Source organism: Bradyrhizobium sp. 23 (assembly GCF_023073295.1).
In the GTDB taxonomy this organism is placed as follows: Bacteria; Pseudomonadota; Alphaproteobacteria; order Rhizobiales; family Xanthobacteraceae; genus Bradyrhizobium; species Bradyrhizobium canariense_D.
In genome coordinates this window covers 76,094-97,865 of the sequence record NZ_JADPJF010000014.1, presented here as the reverse complement: position 1 = coordinate 97,865, position 21,772 = coordinate 76,094, and the positions used below count along the sequence as shown (strand labels likewise).

Here is a 21,772-nt window from a genome sequence, read left to right as displayed (position 1 = left end):
CGTGAGCCTCGATTCGGTCTGCCATCTCAACGCGCCGCGCAAGCCGGCGGTGGCTGCCCTGATCGGCTCGCGCGTCCGCCGTGGCGAGCTCGTGCCTGTCGCCATCGACGGTGCCGGCAAGCAGGAGCACTGGGCAGTGCCGGCTGCGCTCGAGCCGGGCGAGTGCGCGCCGCCGGATCTGGTCCATATCCTGTCGCCGTTCGATCCGCTGATCATCCAGCGCAAGCGCACCAATCTCATTTTCGGTTACAACCATTTGTTCGAGGCCTATGTGCCGAAGGCCAAACGCAAGCTCGGCTATTTCGCGCTGCCCGTGCTGGTCGGCGACGAGATCGTCGCCGCGCTCGATCTGAAGACCGACCGGCAGGCGAAGAAGCTGCTGATGCAGAAATGGACCTGGGTCGGCGAGGGGAAGAAGACCGCGGGGCGCAAGGAGCTCAAACGGAAGATCGAGGAGGAGCTCGATCGCTTTGCGAAGTTTCAATTGGCAGAGTAGTTGTGCGCGGCGCGGATCACCGAGCTCTGTCGTAGCGCAACGTGGTGGCCGGCTGCGCCCCTTGCATTGCTTGCTCCATTGACTCTTTCGCGGCGATGCTCAAAACCCCGGATCAGCCCATAAAAGCAACAACCCGGGGGAAGCCATGAGCCAGACCACGACCTATGCCGGTTCGACCGGCGCAGCCAAGTCGGAAATCGAGACCTCGACGATCCGCGCCATCTCCTGGCGCCTGATCCCGTTCCTGGTGCTGGCCTATTTCTTCTCCTATCTCGACCGCGTCAATCTCGGCTTCGCCGCGCTGACCATGAATGCCGAGCTGAAATTCACGCCGCTGATCTTCTCTTGGGGCGCCGGCATCTTCTTCATCGGCTATTTCATCTTCGAGGTGCCGAGCAATCTGGCGCTGGAGAAGTTCGGCGCCAGCCGCTGGATCGCCCGCATCATGGTGACCTGGGGCATCATCTCGGCGCTGATGGCGCTCACGAGCGGGGTCACGAGCTTCTACGTGCTGCGCTTCCTGCTCGGCGTCGCCGAAGCCGGCTTCTTCCCCGGCATCATCCTCTATCTCACTTATTGGTATCCGGCCGAATATCGCGCCCGCTTCCTCGCGGCCTTCGCCATCGCCGTTCCGGTCTCCACCGTGATCGGCGCGCCGGTCTCTGGCCTGCTGCTCGGCCTCGACGGGGCCATGGGCCTGAAGGGCTGGCAGTGGCTGTTCATCATTGAGGGCATTCCCTCCGTGCTGCTCGGCATCGTCACCTGGTTCTATCTCACCGACAGGCCAGAGAAGGCGGATTGGCTCTCGGCCGAGCAGAAGGCCTGGCTCAAGACCAAGCTCGATGCCGAGATCGCGGCCAAGCAGGCGGTGAAGCATATGTCGCTCGGCGAGGCGCTGACCTCACCTAAGGTGATCATGCTGAGCCTGGTCTATTTCGGCTTCGTCGGCGCGCTCTATGGCATGCAGTTCTGGCTGCCGCAGATCGTCAAGGCGTTCGGCCTCACCAACGCCCAGACCGGCTTCGTCACCGCGATTCCGTATCTGTTCGGCACCATCGCAATGATCCTGTGGGCGCGGCATTCCGATGCCACGCGCGAGCGCGTGATGCATGTCGGCGCGCCGTTGCTGCTCACCGCCGTCGCTCTCGGCGTCTCCAGCTATCTCACCGACCCCACCCTGACGATGATCGTGCTGACGGTTGCCGCGATCGGCGTGTTCTGCTGCTTCGGCGTGTTCTGGACCCTGCCGACGGCCTGGCTCTCCGGCACGGCGGCGGCCGGCGCCATCGCTCTGATCAACTCGATCGGCAATCTCGCCGGGTTCGGCGGACCGTATCTGATCGGCTGGGTCAAGGAAGCCACCGGGCAGACCTCGATCGGACTGCTCGTGCTCGCGGTGCTGCCGCTGATCGCCGGCATCCTGGTCTTCATCGGTGGCCACGACAGCAAGCACGAGTTCGCCGAACAGGGGCGGTAGCCTCGAAATGTCGCCCTGGCGAAAGCCAGGGCCCATTTCCGCGCGGTCCCTCTGGGGCCGCGGCGCGAGCTCTCTTCCAACAGTCCGGGCTTTCCGCCAAGGGCAGCGGGGAGGTTACCACCTCTTAACGATCACGCTTTCCTGATGACTGACGATTATTGACTTTCATCAGTGATTAGTCGACATTCCTCTCATTGCAGCCGAGGGAGTGTCCTCCGATGTTCGTCCGATCCGTTTTATCCAGCTATTCGAGGCTCTTGGCCGGTGTTTCGCTGGCGCTGATGGCTGCCGCCCTCGCTGGGTGCAATGACACCGTCGCTGAAAACGCCGACCCGCCGCGGCCGGTCCTGGTCGCCACCGCCCACTACGATGCCGAAAAGCCCGAGCGCAGCTTCGTCGGCACCATCAGGCCGCGGATCGAGAGCGATCTGGGCTTTCGGGTCGCGGGCAAGGTCGCCAAGCGTCTGGTCGAAGTTGGCCAGACCGTCGAGATCGGTCAGCCGCTCGCGGTCCTCGATGAGGTCGATCTGAAGCTCCAGGCCGAGCAAGCCGTCGCCGAACAGACCGCTGCGACCGGCGTGCTGGCCCAGGCCGCCGCCGCCGAGCAGCGCGCCAAGGATTTGAAGGCCAAGGGCTGGACCACCGACGCGCAGCTGGATTCGAGCCGCGCTGCCGCCGACGAGGCGCGTGCGCGCCTGAACCGGGCCGAGCGCTCGGTCGAGCTGACCAACAATTCCCTTTCCTACGCGACGCTCAACGCCGACGCCCGTGGCGTCGTCACCGCAACGCTGATCGAGCCTGGCCAGGTGGTTGCCGCAGGCCAGACCTCGATCCGTGTCGCCCGCTTTGCCGAAAAGGAAGCGGTCGTCGCGATCCCTGAGACGCTGGTCGGACGTGCCAAATCGGGCGCCGCCAGCGTCACTCTTTGGTCGGAGCCGGGCAAAAAGTACACGGCCAAGCTGCGCGAGATCGCGCCCACCGCGGATCCCGCCACGCGCACCTATCTTGCCAAGTTTTCGCTGCCCGAGGCCGACGACAAGGTCTCGCTCGGCATGACCGCGACGCTGACGCTGTCGGACGCCGCCACCGAACGCGTCGCGCGGCTGCCGCTGTCGGCGCTGTTCAACGAAGGCGGCAAGCCGTCCTTCTACGTCGTCGACGACAACGGCGCGGTCACGCTGAAGCCGGTCGTGGTGAAGTCCTACGAGAGCAACGACGTCGTCATCACCGGTGGTGTCGAAGAGGGCGCCAAGATCGTCGCCCTCGGCGTTCAGAAGCTCGATCCGGGCCAGAAGGTACGGGTCGTGTCGTCACTGTCCTTTTAAGTCTCGTTTACGAGTTACGTCGTGTGAGGTGAGTTTCGGCCCAAGCGCAAATGCTGGGGCTGAAGCGGCGAAGCGATCCAGAACCTGCCCAGCCCCCTGGATTGCTTCGCTGCCTCGCGACGACGCGTTCAACAGAGTGGCTGTGGTTTTTGCAACCGGATCATCTTTGGAGAGTGCGATGAAGCGCTTCAATCTTTCGGCCTGGGCCGTCAGCCATCCGACGCTGATCCTGTTCCTGATGCTCATACTCGGCGTCGCCGGATTCTTCTCCTATCAGAAGCTCGGTCGCGCCGAGGATCCGTTCTTCACGGTGAAGGTGGTCAACGTCTCCGTGCTGTGGCCGGGCGCGACAGCGCAGGAAATGCAGGCGCAGGTCGCCGATCCCATCGAGAAGAAGATCCAGGAGCTGCCCTACTTCGAGAAGGTGCAGACCTATTCCAAGCCCGGATTCACTGCGCTCCAGGTGACCTTCCGCGATTCTACGCCGCCGAAGGACGTGCCGTATCTCTTTTATCTGCTGCGCAAGAAGCTGGTCGACGTGCAGGGCCAGTTGCCCCCAGGGATTCTCGGGCCCGTCGTCAACGACGAGTTCTCCGACGTCGATTCCATCCTCTACATGATGACGGGCGACGGCGCCGACTACGCCCAGCTCAAGAAGGTCTCGGAAGGTTTCCGTCAGCGCCTTCTGAAGGTGCCGGGCGTGACCAAGGTCGACGTTTACGGCAACCAGGATGAGCGCATCTTCGTCGAGTTCAGCCATGCCAAGCTCGCCACGCTCGGCATCACGCCGCAGGCGCTGTTCGATTCGCTCGCCAAGCAGAACAACGTGACGCCGGCCGGCACGGTCGAGACCTCGTCGCAGCGCGTGCCGCTGCGCGTCACCGGTGCGCTCGACGGCGCCAAGGCCGTCGCCGAAACCCCGGTCGAGAGCAACGGCCGCGTGTTCCGCCTCGGCGACATCGCCACCGTCACCCATGGCTATGTCGACCCGCCGAGCTTCATCGTGCGCCAGGAAGGCAAGGCCGCGATCGGCATCGGCGTCGTCACCGCCAAGGGCGCCAACATCCTCGATCTCGGCAAGGAGGTCGAGAAGGCGACGGCTGAATTCATGAAGGCGGTGCCGCAGGGCGTCGACGTCAAACTGATCGCCGACCAGCCCAAGGTGGTCGAGCACGCGGTCGGCGAGTTCGTACACTCTTTCATGGAAGCCCTCGTCATCGTGCTGTTCGTGTCGTTCCTGGCGCTTGGCTGGCGCACCGGCATCGTGGTCGCATTGTCGGTGCCCCTGGTGCTCGGCATCGTCTTCGTCGTCATGAACACGATGTCGCTCGACCTGCACCGCATCACGCTCGGTGCGCTGATCATCGCGCTCGGCCTGCTGGTGGATGACGCCATCATCGCCGTCGAGATGATGGTGGTGAAGATGGAGCAGGGCTGGGACCGCATGCGTGCGGCGTCCTTTGCCTGGGAATCCACTGCGTTTCCGATGCTCACGGGAACGCTGGTCACGGCCGCTGGCTTCCTCCCCATCGGCTTTGCCAATTCCGCGGTCGGCGAATATGCCGGCAGCATCTTCTGGATCGTGGCGATCGCGCTGGTCGCGTCCTGGTTCGTGGCGGTGATCTTCACGCCCTATATCGGCGTCATGCTGCTGCCCAACATCAAGGTGCACCACAATCACGATCCGCACGCGGTCTACGAGACCCGCATGTATCGGGGCCTGCGCGCCATCGTGCAGTGGTGCGTCAACCACCGCATCACCGTGGTGGTCGCGACCGTCGGCGTCTTCATCGCCTCGATCGTCGGCTTCGGCCACGTCCAGCAGCAGTTCTTCCCGCTGTCCGAGCGTCCCGAGCTGTTCCTCCAGCTTCGCCTGCCCGAGGGCACCGCCTTCAACGTCACCGAAAAGGCGGTGAAGAAGGCCGAGACCATGCTCAAGGACGACAAGGACATCGAGACCTACACGGCCTATGTCGGACAGGGCTCGCCGCGCTTCTGGCTCGGCCTTAATCCGCAGCTTCCGAACGAGGCTTTTGCCGAAATCGTCATCGTCGCAAAGGGCGTCGAGGCGCGCGAGCGCATCAAGGCCAAGCTTGAAAACGCCGTTGCCGACGGCGCGCTCAACGAGGCCCGCGTGCGCGTCGACCGCTTCAATTTCGGTCCCCCGGTTGGTTTTCCCGTGCAGTTTCGCGTTATCGGCCCCGACGCCAACAAGGTGCGCGAGATCGCCTACCAGGTCCGCGACGTCATGCGGCAGAACAAGAGCGTCAAGGACGTCCAGCTCGACTGGAACGAGCAGTCGCCTTACCTCAAGCTTGTCGTCGACCAGGATCGCGCACGCGCCATGGGCCTGACCCCGCAGGACGTGTCGCAGGCGCTGTCGATGCTGATCTCGGGCTCGCAGGTGACGACCGTGCGCGACGGCATCGAAAAGGTCGGCGTGGTCGCGCGCGCCGTCTCGTCCGAGCGGCTCGACCTCGGCGCCGTCGGCGATCTCACCATCACCTCGCGCAACGGCGTGGCCGTGCCGCTGCAGCAGATCGCCAAGATCGAGTATGCGCACGAGGAACCGATCATGTGGCGGCGTAACCGCGACATGGCGATCACCGTGCGCTCCGACGTCGTCGACGGCGTGCAGGCGCCCGACGTCACCGGCCAGATCGCGCCGAAGCTGAAGGCAATCAAGGACAACCTGGAGCCGGCCTACCGCATCGAGGCCGGCGGCGCGTTCGAGGAATCCGCCAAGGGCAACGCCTCGATCTTCATTCTCTTCCCGCTGATGGTCATGGTGATGCTGACGCTGCTGATGTTCCAGCTGCAGAGCTTCTCGCGCCTGATCCTGGTGTTCCTGACCGCGCCGCTCGGCATTGTCGGCGCCTCCTTCGGGCTCAACATCGCCAACGCCCCGTTCGGCTTCGTGGCCCTGCTCGGCCTGATCGCGCTTGCCGGCATGATCATGCGCAACGCGGTCATCTTGGTGGATCAGATCGAGACCGACGTCTCGCACGGCCTGACCCGCCGCGAGGCGATCGTGGAGGCCACCGTCCGCCGCGCCCGTCCGGTGGTGCTGACGGCGCTTGCCGCCATCCTCGCCATGATCCCGCTGTCGCGCTCGGCGTTCTGGGGGCCGATGGCGATCACCATCATGGGTGGCTTGTTCGTCGCGACCTTCCTGACGCTGCTGTACCTGCCGGGCCTCTACGCCCTCTGGTTCCGCAAGAGCCTGGATGAGGCGGGCACGCCCGAGCAGCCTGCCGCGCCGCAGCATGGGAGCGATGACCAGAACGCAATTCCGCTTGCTGAGGCGGCTGAATAAGTGAAGATGAACTGCTGATTGACGAGTCTGACAGATGACACTGGTTTCGGAACATATCGAAGGCGACACCCGGGAACGCATTCTCGAGGTGGCCGAGAGGCTGTTCCGCCAGATCGGCTATCTCAAGACCACGGTCGGCGACATCGCCAAGGAGCTCAAGATGAGCCCCGCCAACGTCTATCGCTTCTTCGAATCGAAGAAGGCGATCCATCAGGCGGTGGCCCGTTCGCTAATGGGCGAGGTCGAGCTGGAAGCGCAGCGGATCGTGGCCAGGCCCGGTCCGGTACTGCCGCGATTCCGTGAGCTGCTCACCACCATCAATCGCATGAACACCGAGCGCTATGTCGGCGACAATAAGCTGCACGAGATGGTCGAGATCGCGATGCAGGAGGACTGGGACGTCTGCGTCAACCACATGGAGTGCATTGCCGGGGTCATCGGCCAGATGATCACGCAAGGCGTGGCTTCCGGCGAGTTCGAGGCGCCGGACCTGCAACTGGCTGCGCTGTGCGCCTGCACCGCGATGATGCGCTTTTTCCACCCCCAGATGATCGCCCAGTGCGCTACCAAGCCGGGCCCGACCATCGACCAGATGATCGATTTCGTCATCGCGGGATTGTCCCCGCGCCACTGACGCGGCGGCGGATTTCCTCCTATAAGCAGGCCGACCGCCACGGAATGACGGCTGATGGCGGGCAAGGACGGATCAACAAACTCCGTCATTGCGAGCTTTGCGAAGCAATCCAGACTGTCTCTGCGGAGGGATTTTGGATTGCTTCGCTGCGCTCGCAATGACGAGAAGGAAACAGCCCGTGACCGACAAAGACCTGCACTTCTACGAGCCCGCCAAGGGCCACGGCCTCAAGCACGATCCCTTCAACGCCATCGTCGCGCCGCGGCCGATCGGCTGGATTTCGTCGCGCGACACCAACGGCCACGTCAACCTCGCGCCCTACAGCTTCTTCAACGCTTTCTGCTACGTCCCCCCGATCATCGGCTTCTCCTCCACCAACTGGAAGGACACGGTCGAAAACATCCAGCAGACCGGCGAGTTCGTCTGGAACCTCGCCACCATGGACCTGGCCAGGCACATGAACGCGACTGCGGCGCATGTTGGCCCTGAGGTCGACGAGTTCAAAGTTGCGGGCCTCACCGCCGCGCCCGGCAGGCTCGTCAACGTGCCGCGCGTCGGCGAGAGTCCCGTCGCCTTCGAATGCAAGGTGTCCGATATCGTCCGCCTCAAGGGCGCCGACGGCAAGGAAGCCAATGCCTGGCTGACGCTCGGCGAGGTCGTTGCCGTCCACATCGACAAGGCCATGATCAAGGACGGCGTCTACCAGACCGCCGCCGCCCGCCCGATCGTACGCGCCGGCCGCAGCGGGGATTATTTCGAAATCAAGCCGGAAAACATGTTCGAGATGGTGCGGCCGGATTAGACCGGCCGACCGCGAAGCCATCCCCTCCCGGAACTGCCACCACGCCTCGGCCGTTATGGCCCCTGGGCGGCTGCCCGGCCGCGTCAATTCGCGTCTTTCCGCAGGCGAAGTCTTCACCGCCGCCGGCCACTTTCCGCTAAAATGCCCGATCACCGCGCCGATGCATGAGGTCCGCCATGAGCTTCCGCCGCGACACCCTGACCAAGCCGATTTTCTCCTGGGCGCGCGGCGTGCTGCCGGCGATGTCGGACACCGAGCGCGAGGCGCTGGAGGCCGGCGACGTCTGGTGGGAGGCCGATCTCTTCACCGGCAACCCCGATTGGTCGAAGCTGCTGAAGGTCCCGCAGGCAACGCTGACCGAAGAGGAGCGGGCCTTCCTCAACGGCCCCGTCGACGAGCTTTGCGCCATGCTCGACGAGTGGAAGATCTTTTGGGAATGGCGCGACCTGCCGCCCGATGTCTGGCACTTCGTCAAGCGCGAAAAATTCTTCGGCATGATCATTCCGAAGGAGTTCGGCGGCCTCGGCTTCTCGCCCTATGCGCATTCGGAAGTGGTGCGCAAGATATCGACCCGCTCGATCGCCGCCGCGGTGACGGTGATGGTGCCGAACTCGTTGGGCCCGGGCGAGCTCCTGATGCACTTCGGCACGAAGGAGCAGCAGCAGCGCTGGCTGCCGCGTCTTGCCGATGGCCGCGACATTCCCTGCTTCGGCCTCACCAGCCCCGAGGCCGGCTCTGATGCCGCCTCGATGGTCGACACCGGCATCATCTGCAAAGACACCTTCGAGGGCCAGGAGGTGCTGGGCCTGAAGCTCAACTGGCACAAGCGCTACATCACGCTCGGCCCCGTCGCGACGCTGCTTGGCCTCGCCTTCAAGGCCTATGATCCCGATCATCTCGTCGGCGACCAGGAAGAGCTCGGCATCAGCGTGGCGCTGATCCCGACCAATCTTCCCGGCGTCGAAATCGGCAAACGCCATTTGCCCTCGATGCAGGTCTTCCAGAACGGTCCGAACTGGGGCCGCGACGTTTTCATTCCGCTCGACTACGTCATCGGCGGCCAGGCGCGGCTGGGGCAGGGCTGGAAGATGCTGATGACGGCGCTCGCCGCCGGCCGCGGCATCTCGTTGCCGTCGCTCTCCGCCGCCGGCGCCGCCTATGCCGCCCGCACCACCGGCGCCTATGCCCGCATCCGCGAGCAGTTCGGCATCTCCATCTCCAAATTCGAGGGCGTCGAGGAGCCGCTCGCCCGCATTGTCGCCACTGCCTACCAGCTCGACGCGGCGCGACGGCTGACCTGCGCGGCACTGAATGCCGGGATCCATCCCGCCGTCATCTCGGGCATCATGAAGCTGCACGCGACCGAGCGGATGCGCACCGCGGTCGACGACGCTATGGACATCCATGGCGGCAAGGCCGTGATCGACGGTCCGCAAAACTATCTCGGCAATCTCCACCGCGCCGTTCCGGTCGGCATCACCGTCGAGGGCGCCAATATCCTCACCCGCAATCTCATCGTGTTCGGACAGGGCGCCATCCGCGCCCATCCTTATCTGCTCGACGAGATGAATGCGCTTGCCGATGCCGATCGCGAGCGCGGGCTCACCGCCTTCGACAAGGTGTTCTGGAAACATGTCGGCCACAGCTTCGAGACACTCTTGCGCGCGTTCGGCCGGAGCTGGAGCTTTGGTGTCTTCGCGCTTGCACCCGATGCGGGTGACGCCAGACCATTCTATCGTCAGCTCTCGCGCTACTCGGCGGCTTTTGCCCTCTGCGCCGATATGGCGCTGTTGACGCTCGGCGGCGCGCTCAAGCGCAAAGAGATGCTGTCGGCGCGCTTCGGCGACATCCTGTCCGAGCTGTATCTGCTCTCTGCCGCGCTGAAGCGCTGGCAGGACGAGGGCCGGCAGAAGGAGGATTTTGCCGCGCTCGAATGGTGCATGGCGACGGGCTTTCGGACCATCGAGAACCGGCTTGCCGAGATTCTCGCCAATCTGCCGAACCGCTTCGTCGCAGGCATCCTCAAATTCGTGGTCCAGCCCTTCGGCGCCCGCGTGCTGGGTCCCTCCGACCGGGTCGTGCATCAATGCGCGAGCCTCGTGCTGGAGCCGTCGGCCGCGCGCGACCGCCTCACGCCCGATCTCGCTTATGTCGACGACGATGGCGGCTTCGCCCGGCTGGAGCGCGCGTTCAACCTGATCGCAGGTACGGACGCCATCGCCAGGCGCATGCGCGCCGCTCATCTGAGCGACTGGAAGGATGCGGTGGCCAACGGTGTGATCACGCAGGCGGAGGGCGAGCAGCTGGCCGCGGCCCGCGAAGCCGTTACAAAGGTGATCGAGGTCGACGATTTTGCGCCGGAGGCGCTGTCGCCGATTTACAAGAAAACCGGCGACGTGCATCAGTTCTTCCAGGAACTCGGTGAACAGAGGGCGGCGAGCTGATGGCACGACCGGTTTTCATCGTCGACGGCAGTCGGACGCCGTTTTTGAAGGCGCGTTCGGGGCCGGGGCCGTTCACGCCGGTCGATCTCGCCGTGCAATGCGGCCGGCCACTGCTGGCGCGTCAGCCGTTTTCGCCTGATACCTTCGACCAGGTCATCCTCGGCTGCGTCAACGTGATCGCGGACGAAATGAACCCGGCTCGCGTCGCCGCGCTCCGGCTCGGCATGGGCGAGGACATGGTCGCCTTCACCGTTCAGATCAATTGCGGATCCGGCATGCAGTCGATCGACACCGCGTACCGCTACATCCGCGAGGGCCATGCCGACATGATCCTGGCCGGCGGTACCGAGGCCTTGAGCCACGCGCCGCTGGTCTGGCCCAATTCCGGCGTGCGCTGGTTCGCCGGCCTCGCCACCGCCAAGGGCGTCGCCGCGAAGCTTGCCGCGGCCTTCAAGCTGCGGCCGCGCTATCTCAAACCGATCATCGGCCTCGAGCGCGGGCTGACCGATCCTATTACCGATCTCAACATGGGCCAGACGGCCGAAGTCGTCGGCCATCTCTTCGGCATCACCCGTGCGCAGTCCGATGCCTATGCCGCCGAGAGCCATCGCCGGCTCGCGCATGCGCAGGCGGAAGGTTTTCTCAAGGGCGAAGTCGAAACCGCGTTCTCCCGCGACGGAAAATTCTTCGACCATGATGATGGCGTGCGTCCGGACTCGACGGCCGAGAGGCTCGCAAAACTCCGGCCCGTGTTCGAGCGTCCCTGGGGCCAGGTCACCGCCGGCAATTCCTCGCAGATCACCGATGGCGCGTCCTGGGTGATCCTGGCGTCCGACGAAGCGGTCGCCAGGCACAAGCTGACGCCGAAGGCCGTCATCGTCGACAGCAACTGGGCCGCACTCGATCCAAGCATCATGGGTCTCGGTCCTGTGATGTCGGCGACGCCGTTACTGAAGCGCAATGATCTCACCATCCAGGACGTCGAGACCTGGGAGCTCAACGAGGCGTTCGCCACCCAAGTGCTCGGCTGCCTCGCCGCCTGGAATGACGACAAGTTCTGCCGCGAGATTTTGGGACTGGACGGCGCTGCCGGCGAGGTCGACCGCGACAAACTCAACGTCGATGGCGGCGCTATCTCGCTCGGGCATCCCGTCGGCACGTCCGGCAATCGCATCGTGCTGCATCTCGTCAACACCATGAAGCGGCTCGGCACGCGGCGCGGCGTTGCCACCGAATGCATCGGCGGCGGGCTCGGCGGCGCCATGCTGATCGAGGCGGTATGACCATGGATTCCAGGATCATGACCGCGCTCGGCGACCGCGTGCTGGAGCTCGGGCCCAAGCCCGCCGCCGATCGTCCCTACAAGCACTTCAAGCTGACGCGCGACGCCGACGGTGTCGCCTGGCTGCTGTTTGACCGCACTGACGCCAGCGCCAACACGCTGTCCTCGGAGGTGATGGAGGAGTTCGACGCCGTGCTGGCGGCGATCGAGACCGAGCGCCCTGCCGGCCTCGTGATCCGCTCCGCAAAGCCGTCCGGCTTCATCGCGGGCGCCGACGTCAACGAATTTCGCGGCGCCAGTGATGCCGGGATGGTGGAGACGCGGATCCGCGCCGCCCATGCGGTGGTCGATCATCTTGAAGCGCTGAAGCTGCCGACGGTCGCGGTGATCCACGGCTTCTGCCTCGGCGGCGGGCTCGAAGTCGCGCTCGCCTGCCAATCGCGCATCGCGATCGACGGCGCGCGCTTCGGCTTCCCTGAGGTGATGCTGGGGCTACATCCCGGTCTCGGCGGCACCGCGCGTTTCACTGCGCTGGTCAATCCGACACAATCGATGGCCCTGATGCTGACCGGCCGCACCATCGATGCCCGCCGCGCCAGATCGCTCGGCCTCGTCGATACCGTGACGCAGGAGCGCCACGTTCGCAATGCCGTCAAGGATGCGCTGTTCGGCCGCCTCAAGAGGGCGTGGCCGGGTTTTCTGACGCGTGCGGCGAATTTCGGCCCGGTGCGCGGGCTGCTGGCCAAACGGATGCGATCGGAGGCGGCGAAGGCCGCGTCCCGCGAGCATTATCCGGCGCCCTATGCCTTGATCGATCTCTGGGAGACCCATGGCGGCAGCAAGGCCGCGATGCTCGGGGCAGAGCAGGCCTCGTTCGCCAAGCTGATGGTGACGCCGACCGCGCAGAACTTGATCCGCGTGTTCTTCCTGCGCGAGCAGATGAAGAAAGCGGCAGGCTCCGGCAACACGATCAGGCATGTCCACGTCATCGGCGCGGGCGCCATGGGCGGCGACATCGCGGCCTGGTGCGCGGGGCAGGGGCTGCGCGTCTCGCTCGCCGACATGAAGGCGGAGCCGATCGCGGGCGCAATCAAGCGCGCCGCCGAGCTCTACGGCAAGATCATCCGCAAGCCGACCGAGGTGCGCGACGCGCTCGATCGCCTGATCCCCGACATGGACGGGGAGGGCGTCCGCAACGCCGATCTCATCATCGAGGCGGTCCCGGAGAAGCTCGAGCTGAAGCAGAAGGTCTATGCCGGCCTCGAGCCGCGGATGAAGCCGGGCGCGATTCTCGCGACCAACACGTCCAGCATTCCGCTGCAGGATTTGCGCACCACGCTGGCGCGGCCGGAGCGGCTGGTCGGCCTTCACTTCTTCAACCCGGTGTCGCGGTTGCAGCTGGTCGAAGTCGTCAGCCATGACGGTAACGATACGCAGGTGCTGAAGGAGGCACTCGCCTTCGTCGGCGCGATCGATCGGCTGCCGTTGCCGGTGAAGAGCTCGCCGGGCTTCCTCGTCAACCGCGCGCTGACGCCTTACATGCTGGAAGCGATGGTGATGCTGGACGAGAAGATCGACCAGCGCCTGATCGACGCCGCCGCGGAGCAGTTCGGCATGCCGATGGGGCCGATCGAACTGGCCGACCAGGTCGGGCTCGACATTTGTCTCGATGTCGGGGACATGCTGCGCACCAAGTTCGGCGATCTGCTGCCGCCGACGCCGGCCTGGCTCCGCGAGAAGGTCGCCAAGGGCGAACTCGGCCGCAAGACCGGCAAGGGCTTTTACGTCTGGCGCGACGGCAAGGCCGAGAAGGCGCCGTTGCCCGAGACCGGTCCGCGCGTCACCGACCAGATGATCGACCGCCTGGTGCTGCCGATGTCCAACGTCTGCGTCGCGGCGCTTCGCGAGGGTATCGTGGATGATGCCGACATGGTCGACGGCGCCATGATCTTCGGCACCGGTTATGCACCGTTTCGTGGCGGCCCGTTGAATTATGCGCGCACGCGTGGCGTGGATCATGTCGTATCCACCTTGCGCGCGCTGGCCGGAAGATTCGGCGAGCGCTTTGCGCCGGATCCGGGCTGGGATAATTTCAAGTGAGCAGTTTCAGGTGAGCAATTTCAAGTGAGCAATCCTCAAGTGAGAGCGGCATGAACGAGCAAGCCAATGCCGGGCCGGGCGGCGATCTCTGCATTCGCACGCTGGCGATGCCTGCCGACACCAACGCCAACGGTGACATCTTCGGCGGCTGGCTGCTCAGCCAGATGGACGTCGGCGGCGGCGTGTTTGCGTCAAAGGTCGCGAAGTCGCGCACCGTGACCGTCGCCATCGAGGCGATGAATTTCCGCAAGGCCGTCTATGTCGGCGATCTCGTTTCGGTCCACGCCCACCTCGTTCGCGTCGGGCGCACCTCCATCACCGTGCATCTGGAAGCATGGGCGCTGCGCCGCGGCGAGCAGCAACCGTTCCTCGTCACCGACGGCAACTTCACCTACGTCTCGATCGACGAGCACGGCCGCCCGCAGCCGGTTCGCCCGACCGACACCGCGATCGCGACGTAATCGCACGCGGCGTTGCGCCTCATCTGTCTGATGCGTGCGGCAACACCAAACGCGGCGCGACTGAGTCCCGCCGCCGCGGCTTTGCCAAGAACCAGTCATAAAACGGATGAGGTCCCGGCGTACTCCGTCGCGTGTCGATCCGGGGTGGAAACGGCGTCAAAATGCCCAGGAACCTTTGGGCAGAACTGCCGTTGTTTGCCCGCACTGAGGAATCCACGGACCATGCCGGACAGCTACATCATCGAAGTCGATTCGCAGACCGCAGGTATCGTCGTTCGTTCCCAGGGAGGCTACTGCTTTTTCGCCTCGTCCAGCCGCTTCAACCGTCTCGAAGGCCAGCTCTTCCGCAACGCCCGCGAAGCCGAGCGCGCCGCGCGCAAGCTGGTTAACGGTGATGTGAAGGAAGCGGCTTAGTCCTCCCGCGGGTCATTCCGGGCCGCGTGTGGCCCGAGAGGTGGGAATCTTTTGCCGCGAACTCTGCCTTCCCTTCTCGCCTTGTTGGAGAAGGTGGCGCGTAGCGCCGGATGAGGGGTCGTCTCCGCGAATTCCAATGCGAGAGGATTCGTTGTCGGACAGAAACCCCTCACCCGACTTCGCTTCGCGAAGCCACCCTCTCCCGCAACGGAGAGGGGAAGAGCCGTTGTTCACAACTTCGTCGCCGCCCGTGAGAGCAGCTTCCAGTCGTCGCCCTGCTTCTGCCAGTTCATCAGGATGTGAAGGTTGGTCGGCACTTTTTTCCCATCAGCCGCCATCTCTTGTTCCGCCACCCAGTGGAAGCGCACGATCGCGGCGGGGCCGACGACCTTGATGGTCGGGTCCTTGTACTCGATCGACAGGAATTTGGATTTGCCGTCGGTGGCGTTGGCGATGAAGGTCGCCTTGTCCTCGACCTTGCCGCTGGAATGGCTGTAGCTCACCTCTTCGGCGCAGAGTGCGCCGAGCGCCTTGGGATCGGCCGCGATCTGGGCGAGACGGAACGCCTCGACCTTCTTCGCCACGGCTTCCTCGTCGGCCGAGGCCGCCAGCACCGGTGTCGTGAGCGCTGAAACTGCAAGAGTGGAGACGGCAAGAGCTGGGACGGCAAGAGTCGAGAGAGCGAGATCGCGTCGGTTGATCGTCATCGTTTCCTCCTTTTTGGTCTTGCATGGAGTGTTGCAGTCGCACGCGACTTTGTCGAGGGTCGCGTATTGGTCATGCACGTGCGTCATTGCGCGATTGACGCTGTATTGATACGGCTTTCGTATTGATGCGTCATATATTCGGGAAAGTACGGACATGATCGAGGCTATCGGCAGGGCGTTGCTGTTCGACATCGACGGTACGCTCGCCAACACCGATCCGCTGCACTTGAAGGCGTTCAATCTGGTGCTCGGCCCTCGCGGCCACGTCTTCGATCACGCGCGCTTCTCCAGAGAGCTGCAAGGCTTCGCGAATGTATCGATCGGCGAGCGTTTTCTGCCCGACGAGGCGCCCGAACGGCGTGCCTTGATCCTCGATGAGAAGGAGGAAGTCTTCCGCACGCTTGTTGCCGGGCAGATCGAGCCGCTGCCGGGCCTGATGGCGCTGCTCGACAGGGCGGATGCGGCCGGTATTCCCATGGTTGCCGTGACCAATGCCCCGCGGCTCAATGCGGAGCTGCTGCTGTCCGGCCTCGGCATCACGCACCGCTTCAAGGCGCTCGTGATCGGTGCCGAGCTGTTGCACGGCAAGCCGCATCCGCTGCCTTATCAGGAAGGGTTGCGCTTTGCCGGCGCCAGCGCCATGGCCTCGATCGCGTTCGAGGACTCCCGCACCGGCGTGCAATCGGCCGCAGCGGCCGGCATTCCGACCATCGGCATCCGGACCAGCCTCAACCATGCTGATCTCGTCGCCGCCGGGGCTATCGCCTCCGCCAGCGGCTTCGACGATCCCGATCTGCTGACGCGCCTCGCCGCCGCGATGGCATGGTGAGGACCTTCGTCCGTTAACCGTGATCGGCGCGCGCATTGACCGAGCGCGCGAACCGCCGCACCATGCAGCTTCCTGATTTGAGGCCATCGCCGTGACCGGACTGACTCATCGACAAGCCGAAATCCTCAACATCGCGCGAGCCTCGGGCCGCGTCATGGTCGAGGAGCTGGCGCGCCGGTTCGAGGTCTCGGCGCAGACCATCCGCAAGGATCTCAACGACCTCTGTGAGCGGCGCTCGCTGACCCGCATTCATGGCGGCGCCATCATCGCATCCGGCGTCGAAAACCTCGCCTACGAGGCGCGGCGCTTCGTCGCCGCCGACGAGAAGAAGGCGATTGGAGCCGCGGCCGCCTCGCTGATCCCGAACGGCTGCTCGCTCTTCATCAACATCGGCACCACGACCGAGGAGGTCGCGAGCGCGCTGACCTCGCACGAGGACCTCCTCGTTATCACCAACAATCTGAACGTCGCCATGCTGCTCTATCGTCATCCCCGCATCGAGGTGGTGGTCGCCGGCGGCACGGTGCGGCGCGCCGACGGCGCGGTGGTCGGCTCGACCGCGACGCAGCTGATCGGCCAGTTCAAGGTCGACTATGCCATCATCGGAGCGTCCGCGATCGACGAGGAGGGCGCGCTGCTCGACTTCGACTATCGCGAGGTGCAGGTGGCGCAGGCCATCATCGCCAACGCCCGCAGCGTCATGCTGGTCGCTGATTCCACCAAGCTCCGGCGCAGCGCGCCGGTCCGCATCGCGCATATCAGCCAGATCCAGACCTTCGTCACCGACCAGGAATTGCCAGAGCGCCTCGCCACCATCTGCCACGGCAAGGGCATCGAGGTGATGGCCGCGATGCCGAAGGGGGCGGACGTCGATGAGGCTCAGGCCGAGGCACAAGAAGCGCCCGAGGCCGCGCCGGTGGTGCGGCTGAGGTAGGACTATGGGTTGTCCCACGGGTTCAGCAGCGGCACGCCGAATACCGCAAAATCCTTCACATTGCGCGTGACGAGCATGAGGTTGTTTGCCAGCGCGGTCGCGGCAAAGAAGCCGTCCATGACAGACAATGCGAGGCCGCTTCTGCGACTCTGACCCATCAGGTCACCCCAGCGTTCCGCGACCGCGTGGTCGATCGGCAGTGTGCGCCCGGCAAAACGCTCCGGCAGATCGCGGGCAAGCCAGGCGGCCAGTGCTGCACGGCGACGGCCGTCCTCCAGCAACGCGATGCCGCGACGAAGCTCGGCGATCGATGCCGCGCTGATGAACGCACGATCCTCGTCGATCGTATCAAGCCATGACAAGACTTTCGGCGAAGGGGCGGGCCTCTGGACCTCCGATAACACGTTGGTGTCGAGCAGTAGATTCACGGCAGCTCGTCGTGCGGCGCGTCGTGAACGCGTTCAAGCTTGAGGTCGGCGCTGCGCAGCGGCGAAGCCAGCAGGAATTCGGCCAAGGTACCTTTGCGCGCCGTCTTGCGCGCCCATTCCGCGACGGAAACGATCACCGCGTTGGGCTTGCCGTGTCGGGTGATGATTTGCGGGCCGGCTTGGGCACGATCGATCACCTCGGAGAGCCGGGCCTTGGCGTTGGCAAGCGTCCACGAGTCCGTCGCTGGTGAATCTGGTGCAGTGTGTTCTGTCATGCAAATAACGACCAATATGACTATTCTTACTAATAAGGGTCATCAACGACTTTTCAAGAGCAATAATGCCGCTCAAATCCCTCCTGAACTGCCTATTTCGCCCCCCGCGTGCCCACTTAAAAGTCCGCTTTCACTTCGTTTCTCTCCTCTTTCATCTTGCTTTCGTTTTCTGGTGTGATCTAATCAAAAGCGAAAGTAACCGCTCGATTGAACGGGCGGTCGCCGGGGGATGCGTCTGTTGGATCGTATTTTCGACCTCGCCATTATTGGAGGCGGTGTTAACGGCTGCGGCATCGCGCGCGACGCGGTGGGCCGCGGCAACGCGGTTTTCCTGTGCGAAATGAACGATCTGGCGAGCGGGACGTCGTCCTGGTCGACCAAGCTGGTGCATGGCGGCCTGCGCTATCTCGAATATTACGAGTTCCGGCTGGTTCGCGAGGCGCTGATCGAGCGCGAGATTCTCTGGGGCATCGCGCCGCACATCATTCGCCCCCTGCGTTTCGTTTTGCCGCACCATGCGGGCCTGCGGCCAGCCTGGCTGCTGCGCCTCGGCCTCTTTCTCTATGACCACATCGGTGGCCGTCATCTGTTGCCGGCGACGCGCTCGGTTGACCTCCGACGCGACGAGGTCGGCCGCCCGCTGATCCCGAACCGCTACGGCCGCGCGTTCGAATATTCCGACTGCTTCGTCGACGACGCCCGTCTCGTCGTGCTCAACGCACGCGATGCCGCCGATAAGGGCGCCGAGATCCGCACCCGCACTCGCGCGACGGATATCAAACAGTCAGACGGCATCTGGACCGTCAGCATGATCGACACGCTGACAGGCGCGCGCTCGTCGATCCAGGCCCGTGCGGTTGTCAATGCCGGCGGGCCCTGGGTCGAGGATGTGCTCGGCCGCGGCGCCGGCGTCAACGCGAAAGCCAAGGTGCGCCTGGTGCAGGGCTCGCACATCGTCGTGAAAAAACTCTACGACCACGACCGCGCCTACATGTTCCAGAATGCAGATGGCCGCATCATCTTCGTCATTCCCTATCAGGACGATTTTACGCTGATCGGCACCACCGACCGCGACTATGACGGCGATCCCGCCAAGGTGAAGGCGACGGCCGAAGAGATCCAGTATCTCTGCACGGCGGCGAGCGAATATCTGGCCAAGCCTGTCACGCCCGATGACGTGGTTTGGACCTACTCCGGCGTACGTCCGCTCTATGACGACGGGGCCAGCGAAGCCAAGGCCGCGACGCGCGACTATGTGTTCGAACTCGACACGCCCGGCGGCGTGCCGCTGCTGTCGATCTATGGCGGCAAGATCACGACCTATCGCCGTCTCGCCGAGGAGGCGCTGGAGCGGCTCGCGCCCTATCTTCGCAGTGCGAAAGCACGCGAAGGCTGGACCGGCAAATGGCCGCTGCCCGGCGGCGACATGGGCGTGTCCGATGTCGACGGCCTGATCGCCGAGCTTCAGCGCGGCTATCCTTTCCTCAGCCACGAGCATGCGCGGCGCCTGGCGCGCGCCTATGGCACGAGGGCGATCAAGCTGCTTGGGGATGCGAAATCGGCGGTCGATCTCGGCCAGGCCTTCGGTGCGACGCTGACCGAGCGCGAAGTCCGCTATCTCATCGCCAACGAATGGGCCGTCACCGCCGAAGATATCGTCTGGCGCCGTTCCAAGCTCGGCCTGCGACTAAGTGCCGACGAGATCGCGGCGCTGGACGACTGGATCAGGACCCACGCCGTGCAGCAAAGTCCCCTGCTGGAAGCCGGAGGACGCTCATGACGGTGACACTCGATCACGTGACCCGGACTGTCGACGGGGTCCCACACATCCGCGACGTCTCGCTGACGCTCGAGAGCGGCACGCTCAACGTGCTGCTCGGGCCGACGCTGTCGGGCAAGACCTCGATCATGCGGCTGCTCGCTGGCCTGGACAAACCGACATCGGGCAAGCTGCTGGTCAACGGCAAGGACGTCACCGGGGTCGACGTGCGCCAGCGCTCGGTCGCCATGGTCTATCAGCAGTTCATCAACTACCCCTCGCTGTCGGTCTACGAGAACATCGCTTCGCCTTTGCGCGTGCAGGGCAAGCCGCGCGCCGAAATCGAGGCGCGCGTTGCGGAAGCCGCCCGGCTGCTCCGGCTCGAGCCGTTCCTGAAGCGCACGCCGCTCCAGCTTTCCGGCGGCCAGCAGCAGCGAACTGCGATGGCGCGCGCGCTGGTGAAGGGCGCCGACCTCGTGCTGCTCGACGAGCCGCTCGCCAATCTCGACTACAAGCTGCGCGAGGAACTGCGCACCGAGCTGCCGCGCATCTTCGAGGCCTCCGGCGCGATCTTCGTCTATGCCACCACCGAGCCGACCGAGGCGCTGCTGCTCGGCGGCAACACGGTGTGCATGTGGCAGGGAGAGGCGCTCCAGATCGGCGAGACTCCAAAGGTCTACCGTCATCCGCAGACCTTGCGGGTCGCGCAGGTGTTCTCCGATCCGCCGCTGAATCTCGTCGGCATCGAGAAGAAGAACGGTTCCGTGCAATATGCGGGCGGCATTGCCGCGCCGGCGTCCGGTCTCTATTCCTCGCTCGCGGACGGCGCCTATCGCGTCGGATTTCGCGCCCATCAGCTCGCACTTGCCAATGGCGAGACTGACCGCCACGCCTTCCATGCGACGGTAACGGTGACCGAGATCACCGGTTCGGAGAGTTTCGTGCATCTGACCCGCGACGGATCGAACTGGGTGGCGGTGCTGCACGGCGTGCACGAATTCGAGCCCGGCCAGACGCTCGATGCCGTGCTCGATCCCAACGACGTGTTCGTTTTCGATGCTGCCGACCGGCTGGTCGCGGCACCCGGTCCCATAGCGTTTTCAAGCGAAGTGCCGAGCGGTTCGCGTGAAGAAAACGCGTCAAAGAAAAAAGCCTGAGGGGGATGCGACATGGCCCGCATTGACCTCGTCGATCTCGCCCACTCCTACGGCGGCAATGATGCCCCGCAGGACAGCTTTGCTCTCAAGCCTGTCACCATGACCTGGCGGCAGGGCGGCGCCTATGCGCTGCTCGGGCCGTCCGGCTGCGGCAAGACCACGCTGCTCAACGTCATCTCCGGCATCATCACGCCGTCGCGGGGGAAAATCCTGTTCGACGGCGAGGACATCACACCGCTGTCAACCCAGAAGCGCAACATCGCCCAGGTGTTCCAGTTTCCGGTGATCTACGACACCATGACGGTGGGGCAAAATTTGGCGTTCCCTCTGAAGAACCGCGGCGTGCCGAAGGCTGAGATCGACAAGCGGGTCGCCGAGATCGGCCGCTTGCTCGACCTCGAGCCCTATCTGAACCGCAAGGCGACGCGGCTCACGGCCGATGCCAAGCAGAAGATCTCGCTCGGCCGCGGCCTGGTACGCTCCGACGTTGCCGCCGTGCTGTTCGACGAGCCGCTCACCGTGATCGACCCCGAGCTGAAATGGCAGCTCCGCTCCAAGTTGAAGGCGCTGCATCGCGAGCTCGACCTGACGATGATCTACGTCACCCACGACCAGACCGAGGCGCTGACCTTCGCCGACACCGTGGTGGTCATGCATGACGGCCGCGTGGTGCAGAGCGGCACGCCGGCCGAGTTGTTCGACAAGCCGGCGCACACGTTCGTCGGCTATTTCATCGGCTCGCCCGGCATGAACATCCTGCCGGCCGAGGTGAGGGGCCGTGAGGCCAAGATCGGCGGTCATGTGATCGCGCTCAACCGCAGCTACGACAAGCTGCCTGCTGGCGCGAAGATCGAGATCGGCGTCCGTCCGGAATTCGTTGAGGCCGTCGCGCCGGCGCCCGGCCTGCTCAGTGCGAAGATCGAACGCGTCGA

At 64.5% G+C, this 21,772-nt stretch carries 19 protein-coding genes; 16 read left to right on the top strand and 3 right to left on the bottom strand.

Translation table 11 applies throughout. The annotated features are described in order from the left end of the window. The 11 genes from IVB32_RS02590 to IVB32_RS02540 all read left to right on the top strand — a co-directional run. On the top strand, positions 1–496 hold a 496-nt coding region (locus IVB32_RS02590), incomplete at its 5' end, for a crosslink repair DNA glycosylase YcaQ family protein (protein ID WP_247409691.1). A 145-nt stretch (positions 497–641) separates the two neighbouring features. Continuing rightward, positions 642–1,973 carry an MFS transporter gene (locus IVB32_RS02585; protein ID WP_247372620.1) on the top strand — a complete coding sequence of 444 codons (1,332 nt, stop codon included), beginning with the start codon at positions 642–644 and terminating at the stop codon, positions 1,971–1,973. 218 nt (positions 1,974–2,191) lie between these two features. Further along, entirely contained in the window at positions 2,192–3,298 is a 1,107-nt protein-coding gene (locus IVB32_RS02580) for an efflux RND transporter periplasmic adaptor subunit (RefSeq protein ID WP_247372622.1), read from the top strand. A gap of 178 nt (positions 3,299–3,476) precedes the next feature. Continuing rightward, positions 3,477–6,614, top strand: coding sequence for an efflux RND transporter permease subunit (locus IVB32_RS02575; protein ID WP_247372624.1), 3,138 nt, complete (start codon positions 3,477–3,479; stop codon positions 6,612–6,614). Between the two features lie 34 nt (positions 6,615–6,648). Next, complete coding sequence (locus IVB32_RS02570; protein WP_018454995.1) at positions 6,649–7,248, top strand: TetR family transcriptional regulator; 600 nt, start codon at positions 6,649–6,651, stop codon at positions 7,246–7,248. A gap of 178 nt (positions 7,249–7,426) precedes the next feature. Continuing rightward, positions 7,427–8,050 (top strand): flavin reductase family protein, encoded by a 624-nt coding sequence (locus IVB32_RS02565; RefSeq protein WP_247372627.1) that lies wholly within the window; start codon positions 7,427–7,429, stop codon positions 8,048–8,050. 176 nt (positions 8,051–8,226) lie between these two features. After that, entirely contained in the window at positions 8,227–10,494 is a 2,268-nt protein-coding gene (locus tag IVB32_RS02560) for an acyl-CoA dehydrogenase (RefSeq protein WP_247372631.1), read from the top strand. Next, positions 10,494–11,777, top strand: coding sequence for an acetyl-CoA C-acetyltransferase (locus IVB32_RS02555; protein ID WP_018454992.1), 1,284 nt, complete (start codon positions 10,494–10,496; stop codon positions 11,775–11,777). The genes IVB32_RS02560 and IVB32_RS02555 overlap by 1 nt, the downstream gene beginning before the upstream one ends. Before the next feature lie 2 nt (positions 11,778–11,779). Beyond that, positions 11,780–13,876, top strand: coding sequence for a 3-hydroxyacyl-CoA dehydrogenase NAD-binding domain-containing protein (locus IVB32_RS02550; protein WP_247372634.1), 2,097 nt, complete (start codon positions 11,780–11,782; stop codon positions 13,874–13,876). Between the two features lie 50 nt (positions 13,877–13,926). After that, on the top strand, positions 13,927–14,337 hold the full coding sequence (locus IVB32_RS02545) for an acyl-CoA thioesterase (protein WP_247372636.1): 411 nt from the start codon (positions 13,927–13,929) through the stop codon (positions 14,335–14,337). Positions 14,338–14,559: 222 nt separating this feature from the next. Next, positions 14,560–14,751, top strand: coding sequence for a hypothetical protein (locus IVB32_RS02540; RefSeq protein WP_018454989.1), 192 nt, complete (start codon positions 14,560–14,562; stop codon positions 14,749–14,751). Between the two features lie 230 nt (positions 14,752–14,981). Here the strand turns inward: IVB32_RS02540 and IVB32_RS02535 are convergent, their stop codons facing one another. After that, on the bottom strand, positions 14,982–15,458 hold the full coding sequence (locus IVB32_RS02535; protein ID WP_026232853.1) for a nuclear transport factor 2 family protein: 477 nt from the start codon (positions 15,456–15,458) through the stop codon (positions 14,982–14,984). Positions 15,459–15,612: 154 nt separating this feature from the next. Between IVB32_RS02535 and IVB32_RS02530 the strand changes: the two genes are divergently transcribed. Both IVB32_RS02530 and IVB32_RS02525 read left to right on the top strand, forming a co-directional pair. After that, complete coding sequence (locus IVB32_RS02530) at positions 15,613–16,287, top strand: HAD-IA family hydrolase (protein ID WP_247372638.1); 675 nt, start codon at positions 15,613–15,615, stop codon at positions 16,285–16,287. A gap of 91 nt (positions 16,288–16,378) precedes the next feature. After that, entirely contained in the window at positions 16,379–17,221 is an 843-nt protein-coding gene (locus IVB32_RS02525; RefSeq protein ID WP_018454986.1) for a DeoR/GlpR family DNA-binding transcription regulator, read from the top strand. Between the two features lie 2 nt (positions 17,222–17,223). On the opposite strand, the gene IVB32_RS02520 is transcribed toward IVB32_RS02525, so the two are convergent. Both IVB32_RS02520 and IVB32_RS02515 read right to left on the bottom strand, forming a co-directional pair. Next, positions 17,224–17,649 carry a type II toxin-antitoxin system VapC family toxin gene (locus IVB32_RS02520; protein WP_247372640.1) on the bottom strand — a complete coding sequence of 142 codons (426 nt, stop codon included), beginning with the start codon at positions 17,647–17,649 and terminating at the stop codon, positions 17,224–17,226. Continuing rightward, the gene (locus IVB32_RS02515; RefSeq protein ID WP_247409688.1) at positions 17,646–17,924 is read right to left on the bottom strand and encodes a type II toxin-antitoxin system Phd/YefM family antitoxin; all 279 of its coding nucleotides are present in this window, start codon (positions 17,922–17,924) and stop codon (positions 17,646–17,648) included. Before IVB32_RS02515 ends, IVB32_RS02520 begins: the two co-directional genes overlap by 4 nt. A gap of 229 nt (positions 17,925–18,153) precedes the next feature. Here IVB32_RS02515 and glpD point away from each other — a divergent pair, with 229 nt between their 5' ends. The 3 genes from glpD to IVB32_RS02500 form a co-directional block, all read left to right on the top strand. Beyond that, positions 18,154–19,704 carry a glycerol-3-phosphate dehydrogenase gene (glpD, locus tag IVB32_RS02510; protein ID WP_247372642.1) on the top strand — a complete coding sequence of 517 codons (1,551 nt, stop codon included), beginning with the start codon at positions 18,154–18,156 and terminating at the stop codon, positions 19,702–19,704. Then, complete coding sequence (locus IVB32_RS02505; protein WP_018454982.1) at positions 19,701–20,840, top strand: ABC transporter ATP-binding protein; 1,140 nt, start codon at positions 19,701–19,703, stop codon at positions 20,838–20,840. Before glpD ends, IVB32_RS02505 begins: the two co-directional genes overlap by 4 nt. A gap of 12 nt (positions 20,841–20,852) precedes the next feature. Continuing rightward, the coding region (locus IVB32_RS02500; RefSeq protein ID WP_247409686.1) for an ABC transporter ATP-binding protein at positions 20,853–21,772 on the top strand (920 nt) is incomplete at its 3' end.